At 72.1% G+C, this 21,650-nt stretch carries 15 protein-coding genes and 2 pseudogenes; 15 read left to right on the top strand and 2 right to left on the bottom strand.

Annotation, left to right across the window (positions count from 1 at the left end):
• The first annotated feature begins 149 nt into the window (after window positions 1-149).
• The 7 genes from ABT041_RS35085 to ABT041_RS35115 all read left to right on the top strand — a co-directional run bounded on the left by ABT041_RS35085 (window position 150) and on the right by ABT041_RS35115 (window position 11,366).
• Window positions 150-1,472, top strand: coding sequence for a D-arabinono-1,4-lactone oxidase (locus ABT041_RS35085; protein WP_351192218.1), 1,323 nt, complete (start codon window positions 150-152; stop codon window positions 1,470-1,472).
• A 197-nt stretch (window positions 1,473-1,669) separates the two neighbouring features.
• A complete protein-coding gene (locus ABT041_RS35090; RefSeq protein ID WP_351192220.1) occupies window positions 1,670-2,299 on the top strand; it encodes a class I SAM-dependent methyltransferase in 630 nt (209 codons plus the stop codon).
• Window positions 2,300-2,682: 383 nt separating this feature from the next.
• Window positions 2,683-4,599: a DNRLRE domain-containing protein gene (locus ABT041_RS35095; protein ID WP_351192222.1), complete on the top strand. Its 1,917-nt coding sequence runs from the start codon at window positions 2,683-2,685 to the stop codon at window positions 4,597-4,599.
• Window positions 4,600-4,744: 145 nt separating this feature from the next.
• Window positions 4,745-6,127 carry a rhodanese-like domain-containing protein gene (locus ABT041_RS35100; RefSeq protein WP_351192250.1) on the top strand — a complete coding sequence of 461 codons (1,383 nt, stop codon included), beginning with the start codon at window positions 4,745-4,747 and terminating at the stop codon, window positions 6,125-6,127.
• 94 nt (window positions 6,128-6,221) lie between these two features.
• Window positions 6,222-6,794, top strand: a complete 573-nt coding sequence (locus ABT041_RS35105; protein ID WP_351192224.1) for a rhodanese-like domain-containing protein — start codon at window positions 6,222-6,224, stop codon at window positions 6,792-6,794.
• A complete protein-coding gene (locus ABT041_RS35110; protein ID WP_351192226.1) occupies window positions 6,791-7,639 on the top strand; it encodes a sulfite exporter TauE/SafE family protein in 849 nt (282 codons plus the stop codon). Before ABT041_RS35105 ends, ABT041_RS35110 begins: the two co-directional genes overlap by 4 nt.
• Before the next feature lie 82 nt (window positions 7,640-7,721).
• Window positions 7,722-11,366, top strand: a complete 3,645-nt coding sequence (locus ABT041_RS35115) for a hypothetical protein (protein WP_351192228.1) — start codon at window positions 7,722-7,724, stop codon at window positions 11,364-11,366.
• Window positions 11,367-11,428: 62 nt separating this feature from the next.
• On the opposite strand, the gene ABT041_RS35120 is transcribed toward ABT041_RS35115, so the two are convergent.
• Window positions 11,429-12,103, bottom strand: coding sequence for a DUF4232 domain-containing protein (locus ABT041_RS35120; RefSeq protein WP_351192230.1), 675 nt, complete (start codon window positions 12,101-12,103; stop codon window positions 11,429-11,431).
• Window positions 12,104-12,284: 181 nt separating this feature from the next.
• Here ABT041_RS35120 and ABT041_RS35125 point away from each other — a divergent pair, with 181 nt between their 5' ends.
• The gene (locus ABT041_RS35125) at window positions 12,285-13,019 is read left to right on the top strand and encodes a DUF7873 family protein (protein WP_351192232.1); all 735 of its coding nucleotides are present in this window, start codon (window positions 12,285-12,287) and stop codon (window positions 13,017-13,019) included.
• Between the two features lie 35 nt (window positions 13,020-13,054).
• Window positions 13,055-13,142: pseudogene (locus ABT041_RS35130) on the top strand.
• Between the two features lie 310 nt (window positions 13,143-13,452).
• On the opposite strand, the gene ABT041_RS35135 reads toward ABT041_RS35130, so the two are convergent.
• Window positions 13,453-14,238: an SDR family oxidoreductase gene (locus ABT041_RS35135; RefSeq protein ID WP_351192234.1), complete on the bottom strand. Its 786-nt coding sequence runs from the start codon at window positions 14,236-14,238 to the stop codon at window positions 13,453-13,455.
• 203 nt (window positions 14,239-14,441) lie between these two features.
• On the opposite strand from ABT041_RS35135, the gene ABT041_RS35140 reads away from it, so the two are divergent.
• The 6 genes and pseudogenes from ABT041_RS35140 to ABT041_RS35165 form a co-directional block, all read left to right on the top strand.
• Window positions 14,442-15,368, top strand: coding sequence for a helix-turn-helix transcriptional regulator (locus ABT041_RS35140; protein ID WP_351192236.1), 927 nt, complete (start codon window positions 14,442-14,444; stop codon window positions 15,366-15,368).
• A 172-nt stretch (window positions 15,369-15,540) separates the two neighbouring features.
• Entirely contained in the window at window positions 15,541-18,234 is a 2,694-nt protein-coding gene (gene lanL, locus ABT041_RS35145) for a class IV lanthionine synthetase LanL (RefSeq protein ID WP_351192237.1), read from the top strand.
• Window positions 18,235-18,385: 151 nt separating this feature from the next.
• A complete protein-coding gene (locus ABT041_RS35150) occupies window positions 18,386-18,541 on the top strand; it encodes a VenA family class IV lanthipeptide (RefSeq protein ID WP_351192239.1) in 156 nt (51 codons plus the stop codon).
• 117 nt (window positions 18,542-18,658) lie between these two features.
• The gene (locus tag ABT041_RS35155; protein ID WP_351192241.1) at window positions 18,659-19,756 is read left to right on the top strand and encodes an ABC transporter ATP-binding protein; all 1,098 of its coding nucleotides are present in this window, start codon (window positions 18,659-18,661) and stop codon (window positions 19,754-19,756) included.
• Window positions 19,753-20,610 (top strand): ABC transporter permease, encoded by an 858-nt coding sequence (locus tag ABT041_RS35160; RefSeq protein ID WP_351192243.1) that lies wholly within the window; start codon window positions 19,753-19,755, stop codon window positions 20,608-20,610. The genes ABT041_RS35155 and ABT041_RS35160 overlap by 4 nt, the downstream gene beginning before the upstream one ends.
• A 97-nt stretch (window positions 20,611-20,707) precedes the next feature.
• A pseudogene (locus ABT041_RS35165) lies at window positions 20,708-21,556 on the top strand (vWA domain-containing protein); the annotation flags it as partial.
• Between the last annotated feature and the right edge of the window lie 94 nt (window positions 21,557-21,650).

Here is a 21,650-nt window from a genome sequence, read left to right on the forward strand (position 1 = left end):
CTCGGCCCCGCAACGGTCCCCTTGGTCAGCTGTCCAAGTCAAGCGTCCTGCACCCTTGACTTGGACAGGCGACCAAGTCCACTCTTCCGGGAACCGCCGCCCGGCAGAGGGCCGCGGCCGCCGTCGATCCACCCGAGAGGACTCCGGTCATGACCAGCGTGTGGCGCAACTGGGCGGGCAACGAGCAGGCGCGTCCCGTGCGCGTTGTGCATCCTGCGGACGCCGCCGAGGTGGCCGAGGCGGTACGGGGCGCGGCCGCGGACGGTCACCGGGTGAAGGCGATCGGCGCGGGCCATTCCTTCAGCCCGGTCGCCGTCGCTCCGGGGGTCCAGCTGCGCCTGGACCGCATGGCGGGTCTGCGGTCGGTGGACCGGGAGACCGGCCTCGTCACGGTCGACGCCGGCATGCCGCTGTGGCGGCTGAACCCGCTGCTCGCGGAGCACGGGCTGGCCATGGAGATCCTCGGCGACATCGACCGTCAGACCGTGTCCGGGGCCATCTCGACCGGCACGCACGGCTCCGGAACCCGCTTCGGAGGCATCGCCACGCAGGTGCGGGCGCTCGAACTCGTCCTCGCGGACGGCTCTTTGACGACCTGCTCGCCCGACGAGAGGCCGGAGCTCTTCGCAGCCGCCCGGGTCGGACTCGGTGCGCTCGGGGTCATCACGGCGGTGACCCTGCGCTGCGTGCCGCTGTTCGCCCTGCACGCCCACGACGCCGCCATGCCCGTCGCGGAGACCCTCGACCGGATCCACGAACTCGCCGACGGCAACGACCACTTCGAGTTCTTCTGGTTCCCGCACAGCACGACGACCCTGACCCGCCGCTTCCGGCGAGAGCCGGCCGACACCCCGCTGAAGCCCATCAGTCGGTTCGCGCGCCGGCTGGACGAGACCGTCAGCGGTCTCGGCTTCGAGGGACTCAACCGGCTCGGCACCCGCTACCCCGGGCTCATCCCCCCGATCACCCGCTTCGCGGCCCGGGCGATGTCCACCCGCGAGTGGTCGGACCTCTCGTACCGGATCTTCGCCTCACCGCGCGACGTGCGCTTCCACGAGGGCGAGTTCGCCATCCCACGGGAGCACGCCGTCGACGCGCTGCGGGAGATCAAGCAGTGGATCGACACGCAGGACGCGAGGGTGTCCTTCCCGCTGGAGGTCCGCTTCGCCGCCCCCGACGACATCTGGCTCTCCACGGCGTACGGCCGCGACAGCTGCTACATCGCCTTCCACCAGTACCACCGCATGCCGTACGCCCCGTACTTCGAGGCGTGCGAGAAGATCCTCGGCGCGTACGGGGGCCGCCCGCACTGGGGCAAGATGCACGGCCTCGACGCGGACCGCCTGCGCCCGCGGTACCCACGCTTCGACGACTTCACCGCCCTGCGCGACACCCTCGATCCGACCGGCGTCTTCGCCAACCCGTACCTCGACCGAGTCCTCGGCGTCGGACCGGAGGCGAAGCCGCTCTAGACGAACGAGTCCGGAGTCAGGGCGTCACCGGGGGTCGCCGAGGCCGGCGACCACGGCGGCCAGTCGGCCCATGGCGTGGGCCACGCCGAGCCCGTCCATACAGTCGCGGCCCAGGTGCCGTCCGTCTCGCAGCAGGCGGAAACCTCACCCCGACCGGCGACGAGATCAAGAGTCGGACCGGCTATAGAGTCCTGGCTGTGGCGCATCATCAGGACGAGACCAGAGCGGCCTACGACGGAGTCGTCGAGCTGTACGCATCGCTGTTCGCAGACGGGCTGGAGACACGGCCGTTCGCCCGGGCCATGATCGGCACCTTCGCCGAACTCGTGCGCGCGACGGGCAACCCGCGGGCGGCGGACGTCGGATGCGGGCCCGGACATGTGACGGCCATGCTGCACGAACTGGGCCTGGACGCCTTTGGACTCGACCTCTCCCCCGGCATGGTCGCCCACGCCCGGCGGTCCCATCCGGCGCTGCGCTTCCAGGAGGCGCGGATGGAGTCCCTGCCGGTCGAAGACGGCGCGCTCGGTGGCGTACTGGCCCACTACTCGATGATCCACACCCCTCCGGGAGAACTGCCGGAGCTGCTGGCCGAACAGGTACGCGTCCTGGCGCCAGGTGGTCTGCTCCTGGTCTCCTTCTTCGGGACCGACGGGCCGGAGCCGGTCCGGTTCGACCACAAGGTGACACCTGCCTACAGCTGGCCGGCGGACCGTCTTGCCGAACTGCTGACCGGCGCCGGGCTCGTCCCCTTCGCCCGACTGCTCCACGATCCGGCCTCCGAACGGGGCTTCCTCGACGCCCATGTGCTGGCCCGCCGTACGTAGGCCGGGGAATCGTCACACAGGCGCTAGTGACCCGAGTCAGGGATTCCCTTGCTGTTCCAGCAACCCTGATCCGCGGCGCCGCCGAGGAGCTCACCCGTGGCTGGGCCGGCAGCGCAGTTGTCGAGGATCACCGCTCGACACCCGCATCGGTGATCTTAAGGGGGACACCGGGCCGCGGGTCGTCACCGGATCCGCCGGCCGCCACGACTTCCCGTCCGAACCGCGCGACATGCCAGAGCCGATCCTCGTCTGCCCTGGCCGCCCACCGAGTCGTTCCAGGCCCGTACAACCCTTGGGCACGGGCCGGAGTCTCTGAACACGCTTGACGATCATCAGAGTTCAGCGACGAGACGGAATGAATAGTGCGTCATTACTTAGCGCGAATGCGACATGCCCGGCTCTTGGCGTTGGGGGGTGTTCTCTTCCTCGCCGCCTCTCTGGGGGCGCCTCCCGGCGCTGTCGCCCAGGCCGGGGAGACCCCGGCTCCGAGTACGGCGGCGACGCTGTCGACGGCTGCGGTCTCGCCGTTCGCCCAGTCCGGACCCAGGAATCTGATCAAGCGTCTGCAGGACACGTACATCAGCAGCACCGACGCGGCGGATCACTCGCAGGGTCACTTGCTCCACGTGGGAACGCCGGACAACGGCGCGACCAAGTACCGCAGCTTCCTGCGGTTCGACGTCTCGCGCCTCACCGGCGCGAACATCTCCAAGGCCTACCTGCGGGTGTACAACTCGTTCGTCCCCGCACCGGACTGCACCGCGAACCCCTGGATGGGCGTCTATCGCGTCGCCGAGCCCTGGGACGAGCACACGATCAACTGGTCGAACCAGCCGGCCGTCGCGGAGGGTGTGGGCAGCTGGTTCGGCGACGGCCACCCCGACGCGTGTCCCGATCTCCCGGACACGTACCAGCCCGACGATTCCAGAGGGCTCCAGCGCATCGACATCACCGACATGGTGACGGCCTGGACGAAGCCCGGTACCACCACGCCCAATCACGGCATTCGCCTGAGCACCACCGAGGGCGCCGCAAACCCCCAGACGGGCGCCACCGGGTACAAGGACTTCTGCTCCATGAACCCGACGACCCCCGCGAATGACGCCGCGTGCACGCGCGCGTACTTCGCCCCCACGCTGGAGGTCGAGTTCAACTCCGGTTCCACTCCGCTCATCGCCGGGAACGCGTACGGACCTCCGTACGCCGGCGGATACCCCGTGGCGACCGAGGCACTCGAGTTCCTGGATTCGGCGAACCCCTCCGTGTGGCCGGACTCCAAGCCCTATCAGCGGTGGCTCCCCGACGCATACCACTCCGTCGAGGACACGACCCTCAATGGGGCCGCGTGGAAGGGTGGAACGTCCCACAAGCTCCGCCCCGGAGGCGTCTACGGCAGCAAACCCGTGCTCGTCACGGGCGACGGCAGCAGCGGGTTCGTCGGCGTCATCCCCTACCCCGCCCTGGCCGGGTACCACTGGGCCATCAACGTCGGCGCCCCCGGCGACCTCCACGGCGTGGAACTCCTTCCCGACGGCAGCGTCGTGGCCGCCTTCGCGAGCCGGCCGATCAAGGGCGTCTCCGGAGGCGGTCTGCGCCTGTACAGCCGCAGCGCCGGGACGCCCGGGGCGTGGCGGAACACCCCGGTCTCGGAGCTTCCGTTCGCCGGCGCGCACGAAGTCGTCTACGACAGGACCACCGGCTACCTGTGGGCCCTTGGCCACCACGCCCTGCTCAAGATCAGTGTGAGCGGCGGGAATCTCCAGGTCGAAGACACCTTCTATCTGCCCCGGCAGACCGCCGACGGAGGCCCGAAGGGCGCTGCGGCCTACGGGCACGACCTGACGCCCGTGTACGGCAACCCGGACCGTCTGTGGGTGGCGGGCAACGGCGGCGTGACGCAGTTCTCCAAGAGCGGGAGTGCGGTGTGCTACGCGGGCACCACATCGACGAAGTGGCCCGTGCGGGAGCACGTCGAGACGCTGCGCGACGAGAAGGGCGAGGTCGACACCTCGAAGGACGGCCTCAGGCACTGGTGCACCGACTATCCCCACGAGTCCGAGATCAACGTGCGGATCGGCGTCAAGAGCATCGGCGACGACCCGGTGACCGGCAAGGTGGCCACCACGTGCGCGGACGACTGCCCCTTGGCCAACACCCACTACGAGAACGGCACCCTGAAGCGGGACTACCACACCTCGTGGATCGAGATCGTCCAGCCGGACGGCACTCGGGACCAGTTCCGCTGGTCCGAGAACAGTAAGCACTACAAGGCCACCTGGGCCGTGCCCGCCTACCAGTAACACCCACCCCCACCTCACCCCCCTGGGTCATTGATACCCGGGGGGGTATTTGACTTCGCCGCGGGACCTTGTTTACCGTCGAGTACGTAAATACCTAGGGGGGTATTTCCGATCCGGGGGTACCCCCATGCGTGAAGGGGCTGCCGTGTTCTTCGCCCAGTACTACCTCGACTGTCTCTCCCAGGCGTCTTACATGATCGCCGACGAGCGCACGGGCCGGGCGGTGGTCGTCGACCCCCGCCGGGACGTCTCGGAATACCTCGCCGACGCCCACGCCCGCGGATTCACCGTGGTCGGCGTGATCAACACCCACTTCCACGCCGACTTCGTCGCCGGCCATCTGGAGATGGCGGACGAGACCGGCGCCTGGATCGCATACGGCCGGCGCGCCGAGACCGAGTACCCGATCCGCAAGCTCGCCGAGGGCGAGCGGATCCCCCTCGGCGACGTCACGCTGGAGATCCTGGAGACCCCCGGTCACACACCGGAGTCGATCAGCGTCCTCGTGTACGAGCGGGCCGAGGACGAGGTGCCGTACGGCGTCCTGACCGGCGACGCCCTGTTCATCGGCGACGTCGGCCGGCCCGACCTGCTCGCCTCGGTGGGCGTGACCGCCGAGGAGCTCGGCGCGCTGCTCCACGACAGCGTGCAGAACAAGCTCATGGGCCTGCCGGACGAGGTGCGGGTCTTCCCCGCGCACGGCGCCGGATCCGCCTGCGGCAAGAACCTGTCGCCGGAGAAGCAGTCGACGATCGGCGAGCAGCGGGCCACCAACTACGCCTGCGCCCCGATGGGCCGCGAGGAGTTCGTCGCCCTCGTCACCGCAGGTCAGCCCGGTGCGCCCGGCTACTTCGCGTACGACGCCGAGCTCAACCGCAAGGACCGGGCCCGCTACGACGCCTCGGCTCCGCGTCCGCTGACGCTCGCCGAGTTCGCCGAGCTGCGTGCCGGTGACGCGATCGTGGTGGATGCCCGCGACCCGCAGGAGTTCGCCGCGGGCCATCTGCGCGGCGCGGTGAACGTACCCGCCGACGGCCGCTTCGCCGAGCAGGCCGGCACCGTCCTCCACCCGGCCGCCGAGCTGGTCGTCATGGCCCCGCAGAACCGGGAGGAGGAGGTCGTCACCCGCCTCGCCCGGATCGGCTTCGACCGCGTCGTCGGCTACCTGCGCAACCCCGAGGACGCCCTGGAGGCGCTGGCCGACGAGGTCTCCCCCGCCAGCCGCGTCAGCGCCGCCCATCTGCGCGCCGCACTCGCGGGCGAGCGGCCGCCGGTCGTCGTCGACGTGCGCACCTGCGGCGAGCGCGAGGCGAACGGCTTCGTCCAGTCCGCCCTGCACATCCCGCTCAGTGAACTTCCGGACCGCACGCACGAGTTGCCCACCGATCGACCCCTGGTCGTGCACTGCGCCGGCGGCCACCGCTCCTCCATCGCCGCGAGCCTGCTGCGACAGCGCGGCTTCCGGGACGTCTCCGACATCCTCGGCGGGTACGCGGCCTGGGCCCTGACGGAGTCGGCGGCGGTCTAGTCCGTCCACGCCCCCGGAAGAACCCGGACCCGGGCCCCTCACACCCCCCCATATACCCCCCTCGGTATATCTCACCGACTCGAAGTGGAATCGCATGAGCACCGCCCCCTCCCTCACCCCCACCGTGCTGCACCGGCTCGTCCAGGAAGGGCGCGCCCCGCGCCTCCTCGACGTGCGGACGCCGGCCGAGTTCCGTACGGCGCACATCCCCGGCTCGTACAACGTGCCCCTCGGCACCCTCCGTGAGCACCGCGCCGAGCTCCTCACCCACCTCGACGAGGACGTCGTCCTCGTCTGCCGCTCAGGACAGCGCGCCTCACAGGCCGAGAAGGCCCTCGCCGAGGCCGGGCTGCCGAACCTCCGCGTCCTCGAGGGCGGCATCGTCGCCTGGGAGACCGCCGGCGCGCCCGTCGAGCGCGGGCCCGAGCGGTGGGACATGGAGCGCCAGGTCCGGCTCGTGGCCGGCTCGCTCGTCCTGGCCACCGGACTCGCCGGGGTGTTCGTGCCGGGCGCCCACCTGATCGGCACCGCGATCGGAGCCGGCCTGACCTACGCGGCCCTCAGCAACTCCTGCGCCATGGGCATGCTGCTGTCCAAGCTGCCGTACAACCGCGGTCCGCGCCCCGACATCCGTACGGTGATCGCGGAGCTGCGGAGCACTTCGTGACCGCCCTGGTCGTCGCCGCTTCCCTGCTCGTCGGCGTCAGCCTCGGCGCCCTCGGGGGCGGCGGCTCGATCCTGACGGTGCCGATCCTGGTCTATCTGGCCGGGCTCGGGTCCAAGGAGGCGATCGCCACCTCCCTGTTCGTGGTCGGCGTCACCAGCCTCGCCGCGCTGGTCCCCCATGCGCGTGCCCGCCGTGTCCACTGGCGGACGGGGCTGCTCTTCGGCGGGTTCAGCATGGCCGGTGCGTACGGCGGCGGGCGGGTCGCCGAGTACCTCCCGGGCCCGGCCCTGCTCGTCGGCTTCGCCCTGATGATGCTGGCCACCGCGGTCGCGATGCTCCGCAAGCCCCGGTCCGCCCCGGAGGGGCCTGGCCGGGCTCTCCCCCTGAGGCGCATCGCGGTGGACGGTCTGGCCGTCGGGGCGGTGACCGGGCTTGTCGGCTCGGGCGGCGGTTTCCTCGTCGTCCCGGCGCTCGCCCTGCTCGCCGGGCTGCCCATGGGCATCGCGGTCGGCACCTCGCTCCTCGTCATCGCGATGAACTCCTTCGCAGGGCTCGCGGGGCACCTCTCGGGCGTCGGGATCGACTGGGGTCTGGCCCTCACCGTGACCGCGGCGGCCGTGGCCGGCAGTCTCGTGGGCGGACGGCTCGCGGGGCGCATCCCTCAGAACGCGCTGCGCACGACGTTCGGCTGGTTCGTCGTCGTCATGGGTGTCTTCGTCCTCGCACGGCAACTGGACACCGCCGTGTGGGCCCACCCGGTCACCTGGGCGGTCCTCGGGACGGCACTGGCCGGCGCGGTCGCCGTCCGGCTGCGACGGGGCTCGACCGCGAGGAGCACCCCTTGAGCTCCCGTACCCGGCCTTCCTCCCCACGGTCGATCCGATAATCGGTGGAGGCTGGAGCGCGCTCTCGCGCACAATGCCCGCGATGATCTCGACTGCCGAACAGCTGCTCGCCGCCCTCGAACCCCTGCCGCACGCCGCCCGGCTCCGGTTCACCGCCGTCACCGCGCACCGGCTCGCCTCCCGAGACGGACTGCGCCCGCTGCTCACGGCCCTGGACGCGCGGGGCCCGTACGAGCGCCGACTCGCCGCGCTGGCGGCCCTGGCCGCCGGGGACGCGGAGCACCTGGTCGCTCGGCTCGCCGACCCCGACCCCGTCGTCCGCCGGTACGCGCTGCGCGGGGCGCGACGGCTGCCCGTCGCGGACGCGGCCCTCGAAGACGCCTACGACGACGCGCCCGCCGTGGTCCGCGCCGACCTCGCGCGGCTGCTGCGCGACGGGCGACGGCCCGCGCTCGCCGAGCGCCTGGTGCTCCGGGCGCGCACCGAGTACGGCGACGGGGACGCGGCCCGTCTGCTGCCCGGGTGCTCGACGGAGTTCACGGCGCGGCTGCTGCCGGAACTCGCCGGGGCTCTCGCGTTCGAGGACTGGAGCACGCTGGCGGTCCGCCATCCCGCCGCCGTCATCGACCACGCGGAGCGCGAACTCGCCGGGCTCCCCGAGCAGTCGCGGACGCTCTGGTGGCGGCGGCACGCCGTCGGGATCGCCGCCGCCCTGCCCGCCGCGCCGGGGCGCGTGCTCGGCCTCCTTGAGCGGTACGGCCCCGACGAGCTGCCCGGTCCGGTGCACGACCGGCTCGGGGAGCTCGTCGCGGTCGACGCCGAGCGCGTCGCGCGCTGGTTCACCGATCCCCGCCGGGCGGCCGGGCGGTGGGAACGGACACCCGGCCGTGCGGTCCTGCGGCAGCTGGCGGCGGCGAACCCGCCGTCCCTGCCCGGGCTTGCGGCCCGGTGGTTCCACCGGGAAGCCTTCCGCGTTCTGCTGAGGTCGGTGCCACCGGCGCGTCGGCCCACGTTCGTGGACGCCGTCTTCGCCGCGGGGGATCCGCGCTGGAACGTCCGTGCGCACTCAGGGGTACTCGCCCTGCTGCCGGCCGCCGAGCGGCACGCCCGGGCCCGGGCCGCGATCGAGGGCGCCCGCGCCGAACGCCACTCGCGCTGGGACGTGTGGGGCCTCCTCGCCCTGCTCCCGGCCGCCGAGGCCCGTCCGCAACTGCTGGCGGACCTCCGGACCGACGACGCCGAAGAGCGGGGCGTGCTCTGGTACCACCTGGTCGTCAACGCCGGCCACACGCGTGATCCGGGGCAGGTGGCGGAGGTCCTCATGCTGGCCGCCGGGCGTCTCACCCACGAGCGCGACCCCGTACGCGAGGAAGCCCTGTCCGCATGCGCCGAACTGCCGGCGCCGCTGCTCGCGGCCGCCCTCGGGGCCGGGGCACCCACCGGGGAACGCACCGGGTCCGACGCCCTGGAGCGGCTGTGTCTGGACGCCCTGGGCGCCCGGGACTGCTCGCCTCGGACCCGTGACACGATCCGGACGCTGGCGCTGACCCTGCTCTCCGCCGCCGCGGACGCGCCTGCGGACAACCTCGACTCTGCGGACGCGTACGGCGGTGACCGAGGCGACCTTGGGGACGTAGCGCCACCAGGGGCGGCCACCGCCCTGCCCGCCACCGCCCGTCCCGTCACCGGTCGGCCCCCCGCCGCCAGGTCTACCGCTGACCTCGACTCCGCTGCGGGCGCGACTGCTTTCGACCCCGACTCCGCCGCGGACGCCCCCGCCGACGATCCCCCTTCACCCGCCGCGCGGACCGCGGTACGCCTCGTGGAAGCGCTGACCGCTCATTCCGGAACGCCGGAACTCGGCCTCGTGGGCGCCATGGCGCGCGGCAGCGGGGCCGGACGTCTGCTCGGCGTACTCCGGCCATGGCTGGACCGGGCCGCCGACCGTGGCGATGTCACGCCCCTGCTCGCGCTGGTCCGATCCGCCGGACGCCGTGCGCACCGGATCCCGGAGCTCCAGGGCCGGCTCGAACAGGCCCTGCGCTCCTGCCCGGACGGGATGTTCGCCGAGGTCGCGGCGGCCTGGCTGGCCGACCCCGCGACCCGGGGCGACCGCGCGGCCCTGTTGCTGGCGCGGGAGCCGTCCGCGGCCTTCGTACCCCCGGTGCTCGCCGTACTCGCCGCGGAACGCACCGACCTGCTGGACCACGCCCTGCCCGAGACACCGCTGCCGGGCGGGCGGTTCCCCGCCGCCGGCGTTCCCCGGCCGCTGCCTGCCTTCCGGTACGCCGACCGGTGGCTGCCCCGCCAGCAGGAGGACGCGGTCCGACTGGCCGCGACCGTGGTCGCGGATGACGGCCGGGGTCTCGACGAACGTGCCGCGCTGCTCCGTACGGTGGCCTCGGTGCCGACGTACGGGAGGGCACTGCTCCAGCGGTACGCCGCGCCACTGCCGACGGTGGGCGCCCGTGGCGAGCCTGCTCTGAGGGCGGCGGCTCTCGACGCGGCCGCCCACACCGACGACCCGGCCTCGGCCCTCGGCGCCCTGCTCGATCACGCGGGCGACGAGGAGGCCGCTGCCGCCTGGTCCGCCGCCACCCGCGCGGCCGCCCACGCCCGGCCCAGCCGGGTCGCCGCGCTCCTCCGTGACGTCCTGACCCGCGAGACCGGGGTGAAGGTGACCGTCCGGAAGGCGGCGGCGCGGCTCGCCGCCCGCCATCTGCCCCCGGGCCCCGCCACCGCGCTCCTCTCCGCCGTGGCCCGCACCCCGGGCATCCATCCGGACGTGCACGCGACCGTCGTCGGCCTCGCCCCGGCGCTGCTGCCGGACGAGCAGATGTGGTCCCTGCTGGAGGCGGTGGTCGCCGACGGGCCCGGCGCGGCCCGGCGCACGCTCCTGGACCTGAACCCGGTGGAGCTGACGCCCGCCCACCGGTCGCGGTACGGGGAACTGGTCACCCGACTCGTCCACGTACCCGAGGAACAGGCTGCGGAGAAGGCCCTGCTCGCTCTCCGCGACTGGGCGCGGTACACACCCGCGGCCGGTGCGGCCCTCGCGGACGTCTACACGGACCTCGCCTCGCCGTTGAACAGCGATCGGGCGGGCTACAGCCTGACGGAGCTCGCCCGGTCCGAGCTGCCCCACCCGATCGGCGGCGCGGAGCCCGGCAGCCTGCTGCACGGCGTCGTGGACCGGCTCCTGGCGCTCATCGCGGCCGGGGAGCCGGAGGGCGGCGGCCCCGGCGGGGACCTGCCCGCGCGGCGTCGTCTGCACTCCCTCGTCGGCACGTCGATCCACGACCACCGGATGTGCGCGGCCCTGGCGCGGCAGCTGGCGGCCGAGCCGGCCGCCACCGCCACCCGCACCGCTCTCCTCGTACGGGCGATCGACCTGGAGGCGACCGAGCCCGAGCTGCTGCTCTCGCTGCGCGACCTGTCCGCCGCGGTCGAGGGCCGCCCCGTGCTCGCGGCCCGGGTGGCCAAGGCCGTGGAGGAAGCGCACCACCGGTACGGCAGGCCGCTCGCCGACCCCGCCCCGGCTCTGGCCGCGATACGTGTACTGGGCGACGACGGCGGGCTCGTGGAGGGTCTCCTCGCCGCCGCCCTCGCCACCGTCCTCGGCAGCCGCCTGAACTGGCCGGAGCCCTGCCGCGCGGCCGTCATGGCGCTGCGGCGGCACCCGGACCGGGAGGTCCGGGAGACGGCGTACGCGACGGTACTGGGGTAGGAACGCGGCTTCCGGCCGGCGGTGGAGGCTCAGAGGAACGACCTGACGACCGGCAGCTCCGGCTAGAGGCTGAGCGCGTCCTCGGCGTTGTCCATCCACGCGGTGACGGAGTTGGTCGCGGAGACGTTCAGGCCGGGCGTCGAGGCCTTGAGCGGCACCTGCTCCAGGTCGGACTCGGTGTCCATCGTCATCGCGATGGACGAGACCGTCTTGCTCTTGGCGTCCTTCAGGCCGCCCATGAGCCCCGCGTAGGCGGACTCGCCGGCTTCGAGCCGGATGGCCTCCTCGATGCCGGGGGCGGTGCCGCGCTGCGTCGCCTGCCCGTCGAGGTCGCCGAAGGTCACGATGGGGTGGCCGAGGACCCGACACGGCTTCCCGCTCTTGTTGGTGATCTTCAGCAGGTAGCTGCTGGTCGTGGACTCGGCCAGGCTCGCGGTGAACGTCACGTCGTAGGTGCTGCAGGGGAAGACGCCGTAGTCCGGATCGGTGGACGGCGAGGCGGGGGTGGACGGCTTGGCGGGCGTGGAGGGCTTGGCCGACGACGTGGGCTTGGCGGGCGTCGACGGCTTGGCCGGGGTCGACGGCTTGCCCGGCGCGGACGGGGACGTGGAGGCGGGAGGAGTCGTGGCCGGCACGTCGGGGCCACCGGCGGCACCGTCCTCGGACGGCCCGCAGGCGGTCAGGGCCAGCGCGGACACCGCGACGAGGACGAAAGCGGCTCTGCGAACGGAACTCATGGCGGTACTCCCCCCGATGACAGCGCACGTACTGCGCTGAGGTGAACTCCAGGTTCGCGTGTCCGCTTCACAGTTCTGTGACGGTGTCTTACCGAAATCACCACGGTTCGTCCCGGGTCCCGGAATCCGGGGCAGAAAAACCGTTCGATCCCGGAGGGCCGCTCGCCATAGGGTCGGCGACGTGGCAACGAAACTGAACCAGATCATCGCAGTGGAGAAGGGTGTCAAGTCCCGGGCGCACCAGGACCTGACAGCGGCGCATCACGGTCTGCAGAAGCCCGCGTTGCTCGCCGGCATCTCCCGCACCTACCAGCCCAAGGACGAGGAGGGTGAGCAGCTGCCGCCCGAGTCGACGCTGGTGCAGGTGAAGGCGGAGGACGTGCTGCGCGACACCGCGCGGGCGCTGACCCGCCTGTTCGATGTGACGGCCACCAAGGACTGGGCGAACTGCGACGCCCGTGCGGACGTCACGGTCGACGGGCGCGTGCTCGTGAGCCAGGTGCCCGTGGCGTACCTGCTGTTCCTGGAGAAGCAGCTGACGGACATCAACACCTTCGTCCGCAAGCTTCCGGTGCTCGACGCCGCCGAGTCGTGGACGCAGGACCCGTCGACGGACGCGTGGAAGACCGAGGTCGTGCGCACGGTCCGTACGAAGAAGGTGCCGCGCAACCACGTCAAGGCGGAGGCGACGGACAAGCATCCGGCGCAGGTCGAGGTGTACTACGAGGACGTGCCGGTCGGTTACTGGACCACGGTGAAGTTCTCGGGCGCGCTGCCGGCCCGCCGGGTCAACGAGCTGCTGGAGCGGGTGGAGAAGCTCCAGCAGGCGGTGAAGTTCGCCCGTGAGGAGGCGAACAGCGCCGAGGTCACCGACCAGCGGGTCGGCGACGCCGTCTTCGGCTACCTCTTCGGGTAGCCGCGACACCACAGACTCCCCGGCCACAGAACACGGCCGGGGTGCGCGAGGAGCGCAAAGCTGAAGCTGAGCCTTGTCGTGACATCCGCGGTTCCAGTGGAGGTTCGAGTCCTCCTCCCGGCACTTCCCGCCGGGATGGCCCAACCTGGCAGAGGCAGACCGCGGTCAATCTCAGACTATTGCTCCAGACTCAGCATGCGCCGCTCATCGCCGGATCGACCGGGCCCGGGCCCTGGTGCGTCGAAATGCCAGTTCGAATCTGGTCCGCCGAGCTCGATCGGCGGTGGTCCAAAGGCAGGACGCGACGCAATGACGAATGACCCGGGTCCTCAAGTGTGCCGGCGTGTGATGTGAGCGGCATCCACAGGGTCCGGGGGCAGGCTACGCCCCCGGACCCGCTCCTTTTTTCCGTACGAAGCCGCCGGCTGTCGCGTCAGCTCGCCTGGGCCGTCGGCATGAGGGTGACCTGCTGGAGGTTGGCCCGCGGCGGGAGGCTCGCGACGAAGCCGACGGTCTGGGCGACGTCCTCGGGCGTGAGCCACTCCATGGTCCCCTTGGAGTCCTCCAGCCACGCGAGGGCGCCGGCGTCGGTGACGTGGCTCTGCAGCTCGGTGCCGACGATGCCCGGTTCGATCGCCGAGACCCGGACGTTCTTCGCGCCGAGCTCGGCCCGCAGGTGCCGGGAGAGATGGGTGACGTACGCCTTCGTCGCGGAGTAGACGGCGAAGTTCGGGAAGATGTTCTGCGCCGCGATCGACGAGGTGTTGATCAGGTCCGCGACGCCACGTTCGGCGGCGGCCGCGACCAGCTGCGGGGTGAAGGCCCCGATCACGTTCATCAGGCCGGTGACGTTGAGGTCGATCTGCCGCTGCCACTGCTCGGTGGCCAACTCCTCGACGGGGGCCGGCAGCATCACTCCCGCATTGTTGAACAGCAGGTCGGCGCCGCCGAATTCGGCCGCCACCCGTTCCGCGGCGGCACGGACGGCCGCCTGGTCGGTCACATCGGCCGGCAGGGCCAGCGCCTGCCCGCCGTCCTTCTCGATCCGGGCGACGAGCTCCGCCAGGCGGTCCGCTCGCCGCGCCAGGACGACGATTCGGGCTCCGAGCGCGGCGAGGTGCTCGGCGGTCGCCTCACCGATGCCGCTGGAGGCACCGGTCACCACCGCGACGCGGCCGGAGAGGGGACGGACGGAGGAGTGCGCAGGGTGCGTGGTCATGGGACACGCCTTTCGGGGTGGATGAGGTGAAGGGGTCCAGGACCGCGGCCTGTCGCCGTCGGCCCCCGAACAAGAACACCACTCGGAGGCACCCCCCCGGGACGCCGAGAAGTGCCCTGACCAGGCAGGTATCCCCGAGGCAGGTACCGCCGGTACTACCCGCCACCAGGGTGCGGCCCGCCCGCACCCGGCACACTGGGGGCATGGATGACCGTGGTCGCGAACTCGCCGACTTCCTCCGCACCCGCCGTTCCCGGGTGACCCCCGACCAGGCCGGACTGCCCGAGGACGGTCGGGTGCGCCGCGTACCCGGCCTGCGCCGGGACGAGGTCGCCCGACTCGCCGGCGTCAGTACGGAGTACTACACGCGCCTCGAACAGGGCCGGGCCCAGAACCCCTCCCCCGAGGTCGTCGAAGCCCTCGCCGGCGCGCTGCGCCTCGACCCGTCCGAGCGGGAACACCTCACCGACCTCCTGGCCAGGCCCGCATCGGCCCGCCGCGCCCCGGCCGGTCCCCAGCGGGTGCGCCCCGGCCTGTATCTGATGCTGCAGACGCTCGACCACGTGCCCGCGTTCATCCTGGGCCGGCGCACCGACGTCCTGGCCTCCAACCGCCTCGCCCGCGAAGTCCTCACCGACTTCGACGCCTTGCCCGCGCCCCACCGCAACCTCGCCCGCTACTACCTCCTCGACCCCGAGGCCCGCGCCCGCGTCGGCGACTGGGAGCGCATCGCCGCCGAGACCGTCGCCATCCTCCGCCTCGAAGCCGGACGCAGCACCCACGACCGGCGCCTCGCCGACCTCATCGGTGAACTCACCGTGAAGTCACCTGAGTTCACCCGCTGGTGGAACGACCACCGGGTACTGCGCCGCACCCACGGCGCCAAGCACTACCAGCACCCGAGCGTCGGTGAACTCCACTTCTCCTACGAGTCCTTCCAGGTCCCCGGTGACGCCGAACAGACCCTGTGCGTCTACAACGTCGAGCCGGGCTCCGCCACCGCACGCGCCCTCCGGACGCTCTCGGCTCTCGCCGCACCCGCACCCGGTGTCACCGTCGAGGAAGACCGGGAGGCGACGGACGCGGGCCTGACGACGCCGGCCGGCATCGAAGGCGTACGGGCGTCGTGACGTCGTCGGACGTCGCATTCGTGCGCCGCTCGCTGCGCCGGGCGCGCCTCTTGGCAGGGGTATCACGTCGCGCGCTCGCTGAATGAAGTGAATACGGGTGCCCCCGTGTTGGTCCGTTCACGTCGTCGGGCACCTTCCCGTCAGCGGTTCTCACCGTTGAGAGGGACACGCAATGACGAGCCACGCTACCGAAGTCGAGCTGGAAGACCTCCTCCGCCGAGCGCTGCACGCCACGGGTACGGGTGCGCGCTGGGCGGTCGAGGCGGACGAGATGTGGTGCAAGGTCGCGCCCGTCGGCGGGACGCGGCGCGCGCAGGGGTGGAAGCTGCACCTCTCGGCCACGACCGCTTCCGCGCCGACGGTCCTCACCAAGGCCCTCGGCGTGCTGCTGCGGGAGAGGTCGGGGTTCAAGTTCGCCCGGTCCCTGGAGCAGGTCGGTGCCCTCAACTCCCGTGCGACGCCCCGGGGAAGCTCGGGCAAGTTCATCACCGTGTATCCGCGTTCGGACGCCGAGGCGGCCGCGCTCGCCCAGGAGCTGCACGGCGCCACGGCGGGCCTCGCCGGCCCCCGGATCCTGTCCGACCAGCCGTACGCCGTGCGCAGCCTGGTGCACTACCGCTACGGGTCGTTCGTCGGCCGGCGGCGGCTGTCGGACGACGGTCTGCTGGTGTGGTTCATCGAGGACCCCGACGGCAACCCGGTGGAGGACAGGCGCACCGGCCAGTACTCCGCGCCGCCCTGGGCCGAGTGTCCGTTCCCCGCCGTGGTGCCGGTGGCGCCGCGTAGCGGGGAGGCGAAGGACCGTCCGGTGGTGCTCGGGGGCCGCTTCGCGGTACGGGAGGCGATCCGGCAGACGAACAAGGGCGGTGTGTACCGGGGCAGCGATGCCCGTACCGGCGCGGGCGTGGTGATCAAGGAGGCCCGGCCGCATGTGGAGGGCGATGCCTCCGGCGGGGACGTGCGGGACTGGCTGCGCGCCGAGGCCAGGACGCTGGAGAAGCTCGCGGGCACGGGGCTCGCCCCGGAGGCCGTGGCGCTGTTCGAGCACGGCGGGCATCTGTTCCTGGCCCAGGAGGAGGTGCCGGGCGTCACCTTGCGCACCTGGGTCGCCGAGCACTTCCGCGACGCGGGAGGGGAGCGCTACCGCGCCGACGCGCTCGCGCAGGTCGCCCGTCTGGTGGAGCTGGTGGCGGAGGCACACGCCCACGGGCTGGTCCTGCGGGACTTCACTCCGGGCAACGTCATGGTCCGCCCCGACGGCGAACTGCGCCTCATCGACCTGGAGCTCGCCGTCCTGGAGGACGAGCCCGCGCTGCCGACGCGTGTGGGGACGCCCGGGTTCAGCGCCCCCGAACGCCTGGTCGACGCGCCCGTGTCCCCGACGGCCGACTACTACAGTCTCGGGGCCACCGTCTGCTTCGTCCTGGCCGGGAAGGTTCCGAACCTCCTGACCGAGGAGCCCGACGCCAGGCCCGCCGAGGAGCGGCTCGCCGCCTGGCTGGCGGCCAGCGCCGCCCCGCTCCGCCTCCCCTGCCGCCTCGTGGAGACGATCCTCGGGCTGATGCGCGACGATCCCGCCGAGCGGTGGGATCCGGCGGCGGCTCGCGAGGCCCTGGGGAGGTCGGATTCCGGGGCGCGGGACCTGGACCGGTCGGCGCCCTGGACAGGAGCCGGGAATCCGAAGGGCACCTCGCAGGACGCCAGGCTGCACGAGGAGGCGGTGGCCGGGCTCGTGAACCATCTCGTCGACTCGATGACTCCCGCGGACGACAGACGCCTGTGGCCGGTGTCGACCCTGGCCGGGGAGAGCGACCCCTGCACCGTGCAGCAGGGTGCCGCCGGTGTCCTGGCCGTCCTGACGCGGTACTTCGAACTCACCGGCGACCCGCGCCTGCCCGGGCTGCTCTCGACCGCGGGCCACTGGATCGCGGACCGCACCGACCTCCGCTCCCCGCGCCCCGGCCTGCACTTCGGCGGTCGTGGCACCGCCTGGGCGCTGTGCGAGGCGGGGCGCGCGGTCGAGGACCGTCGGCTCGTCGACCACGCCGTGGCCCTGGCGCTCGCGCCTCAGCAGGTGACACCCCATCACGACGTCACCCACGGCACCGCGGGGAGCGGTCTGGCCGCCCTCCACCTCTGGCAGCGCACCGGGGACACCCGCTTCGCCGAACTGGCCGTCGACGCGGCCGACCGGCTGACCGACGCCGTCACGCGCGAGGCCGCCGGAGTGGGCTGGGCCGTGCCCGGGGAGGCCGATTCCCCGGAGGGCGGCAAACGCTACCTCGGTTTCGCGCACGGGACGGCCGGCATCGGCTGCTTCCTCCTCGCCGCCTCGGACCTCTCCCGGCGTCCCGACCACCGGGAGCTGGCCGTGGAGATCGGCGAGGACCTCCTGGCCGCTGCCGTACGGACCGGGGAGGCGGCCCAGTGGCCGGCACAGGCCGGTGACGTGCCCACGGCCCCGTACTGGTGCCACGGCGCGGCGGGCATCGGGACCTTCCTCGTCCGGCTGTGGCAGGCCACCGGGGACGCCAGGTTCGGCGAGCTCGCCCGCCGCGGCACCCACGCCGTCACGGAACGCGCCTCCCGTGCCGCACTCACCCAGTGCCACGGGCTCGCCGGCAACGGCGACTTCCTCCTCGACATGGCCGAGGCCACGGGAGAGGCCGTCTACCACGTCATGGCCCAGGATCTGGCCGGCCTCCTCCTGGCCGAGAGAGCCCACCGCGGGGACCGGGTGGTGTTCCCCAACGAGTACGGGGACGTGTCGACCAGCTGGAGCGACGGGTCCGCCGGGATCCTCGCCTTCCTCCTGCGGGTCCGCCGCACCAGCCCCCGGCACTGGATGGTCGAGCAGGCGGGCTGAGCCCGCCGCATCGGTCGCAGGCCTCGCTCCGCGTCACCGCCCAACGCCTTCCGCGTTCCCTCCCCCAAGACTCCCGGCGCCGGCCCGACCGGACGCCGGGTCGAGCGGCAGAGCAGTGCTGCCGCCACCTCAGAGAAAGAAGGAAGATCCCATGGAGAACCAGGACCTCGAACTGCTGGCCCGTCTGCACGCCCTTCCGGAGACCGACCCCGTCGGCGCCGACGGAGCGCCGTTCGCCGCGACGTGTGAGTGCGTCGGCCTGCTGACCCTCCTCAACACGGTCTGCATCGGCGTCAGCTGCGCGTAGGACAGCCGGCACCATCCGGCCGGCGGCTGTCCCGGGCAGCCGCCGGCCGGAGCACCGAAGGGACGAGCACGGACCGGTGACCGCCGACTCCGCGAACCCGCAGACGAGGACCAGACCATGCAGCGACACGCCGGTGATGACGAGCTCGCCCGGGCGGCCCTCAGGACGGCCGCGCCCCCTAGCCCGCGCACCCCACACCACCCGCCCTCGTCCGCGTACGCCATCAGCACGCGCGGTCTGGTCAAGAGCTACCCGGGGCCGGAGGGCACGACCACCCACGCCGTACGCGGCCTGGACCTGGACGTGACACGGGGCGAGACGTTCGCCTTCCTCGGCCCCAACGGCGCAGGGAAGTCCACCACCATCGCCCTGCTGTGCGCGCTCGCCCGCCCCACCTCCGGTCATGCCACGGTGGCCGGGGCCGACGTCCTCACCCGGCCCCACGACGTACGGCGCCGGGTCGGCATGCTCTTCCAGCACAGCGCCGTGGACCCGGACCTGACGGCCGAACAGAACCTCCACATCCACGCACGGCTCTACGGCCTGTCCCGCCGCGACGCCCGCGGACGGACCGCCGAAGTGCTCGAGACCGCAGGTCTCGCCGAGCGGCGCCGCTCCCCCGTGCGCACCCTGTCCGGCGGCATGCGGCGCCGGCTGGAGATCGCGCGCCAGCTGCTGCACGCCCCCAGCGTGCTGTTCCTGGACGAGCCGACCACCGGTCTCGACCCGCACGCCCGGGCTCAGGTCTGGGAGCATTTGCGTGCCCTGCGGGAGAGGCACGGCAGCACTCTCTTCGTCACCACCCACTACCTGGAGGAGGCGGAGAACTGCGATCGTCTCGCCATCATCGACCGCGGCCGGCTGGTGGCACAGGGCACGCCCCTCGGGCTCAAGTCCGCGATCGGGGACGACCGGATCGTTCTGCGCACCGGCGACGACCCGGCGGCGCAGCGCGTCGTCCGCAGGATCGCGCCGCCCGAGCGTGCGGTCAGCGTGGAAGCGGACGGCATCCGTCTGCGACTGCCGGGCGGGAGCGGGTGGATCCCCCGGCTGTGTGCGGCGCTGGAGGCCGACGGGATCGCGGTGCACGCCGCTTCGGCGACCCCGCCCACGCTCGACGACGTCTTCTTCCACCACACCGGGCGCAGCATGGACGCCACACCAGCCGTTCGGCCGACCGCCGGCGTGGCGGCGGAGACCGGCGGCGGCCGATGACCGCCCTTGTCCGGAAGCCCTCGGAGACGCCCGCCGCCGAGCCGGCCTCCCACCGTCTGCGGCACGAACTGCGCGCGGTCCACGCCCTGGTCCACCGCGATCTGCTGCGCCTGGCCGGTCAGCGCACCCACACGGCGCTGATGCTGCTCCACCCCGTGCTCTACCTCTTCATCCTCGGCGGCGGACTGGCCGCCCTCATCCCCCGGTCCTCGCTGGGTGTCGGCTACCAGACGTATCTCTTCCCCGGCATGCTGATGATGACGGTGCAGACACCCGCGATCATGGTCGGGATCCGGCTGATCACCGACCGGGAGAGCGGCTATCTGCGGGAGCTCCTGATGGCGCCGGTGCGCCGCTCCACCCTGCTCCTGGGAAGCTGCGCGGGCGGCACGCTGACGGCCACCGTGCAGGGTGCCGTCCTGCTGGGCCTGGCGGGCGTGGCGGGGCTGCCGTACGACCCTCTCCTCCTGGTGCTGCTGCTCGCCGGCATGATCCTGGCGTCCTTCACCGTCACGGCCCTGGCGCTCGCGCTGGCCGTGGGTCTGCGCAGGGCCGAGACGTTCCACACGCTGCTCGGCCTGGTGATGATGCCGTTGCTGTTCCTCTCGGGGGGCTTCTTCCCGCTCGCGGCTCTGCCCGGCTGGGTCCGGGCACTGTCCGACGCCAACCCGCTCGCGTACGCGGTCGACCTCCTCCGCCGCACGATCGCCCTCCGGGTACCGGACCGGGCGGCGGCCGCCGGCATCGAGTGGGCCGGCGGGCCACCGCCCCTCCTCCTCGAAGCGGTCCTCCTCCTGGCCGGCGGCGCCCTCGCCCTGCTGTGGGCCGCGCACCGCTTCAACCGTCCCGAATGACCGGCGACGCCGGCTCCCCCGCCTCGCCGCCCGAGGTCGATTGTCAGTGGTGGATGAGAACGTAGAACCATCACGACGGAATGAGGGGGAACCTGTCTTGTCCGGAAAGCAGAACTACATCAATCACGTCGCCCTTGTGCTGGACGCCAGTTCGTCGATGTCGCATCTGAGCAAAAAGGTCGTGGAAGTCGCCGATCAGCAGATCGCCTATCTGGCCCGCCGTTCGAGGGAACTGGACCAGGAGACGCGAGTCACGGTGTACGTCTTCGCGGACGCGGTGGAGTGCGTCATCTACGACAAGGACGTCCTGCGCATGCCGTCCCTGAAGCAGCTGTACCGCGTCGGCGGAATGACGGCCCTTCTGGCGGCCGCTCTGAAATCGCAGCGGGAGCTGGCGCAGACCGCTCAGCTGTACGGCGACCACAGCTTCCTGACCTTCGTCCTGACGGACGGCCAGGAGAACGCGAGTCACCGCTGCCCCGGCACCCCCGTCCGGAACGCGCGTCAACTGGTGGACGCCGTGGCCGAAATGATCCAGAGCCAGCAGGACAACTGGACCCTCGCCGTCCTCGTACCGGACCAGATGGGCAAGCGCGAGGCGATGAACTGCGGCTTCCCGAAGGAGAACATCGCCATCTGGGACGCCACCAGCACACAGGGTCTCGAGGAGGCCGGGCAGGTCATCCAGGAGGCCACCGAGAAGTTCATGGTGGGGCGCACCAAGGGCATCCGCGGATCGCGGGCTGTGTTCTCCACGGGTGCGGAAGCGGTCAACAAGGAGACCATCGAGGCGGCCGGTCTCACCCCTGCCGACCCCTCGGCCTACCAGTTGATTCCGGTGGCCCGTGACGCGGCGATCCGGGAATGGGTCGTCGAATCCGGGCAGACCTATCGGACGGGCTGTGCTTTCTACCAGCTGAGCAAGCCGGAGAAGATTCAGGCACGGAGCCCTTTCCAACCTGATTATCTGGTCCGGCAGTTGGGCTGACAGCGTGGCGAAGCCCCTGGTAGATGGGTTTTCGACCAAGAGAACCGTGTCC

The sequence above is a fragment of the Streptomyces sp. NPDC002825 genome (assembly GCF_040295385.1).
Lineage (GTDB): Bacteria > Actinomycetota > Actinomycetes > Streptomycetales > Streptomycetaceae > Streptomyces.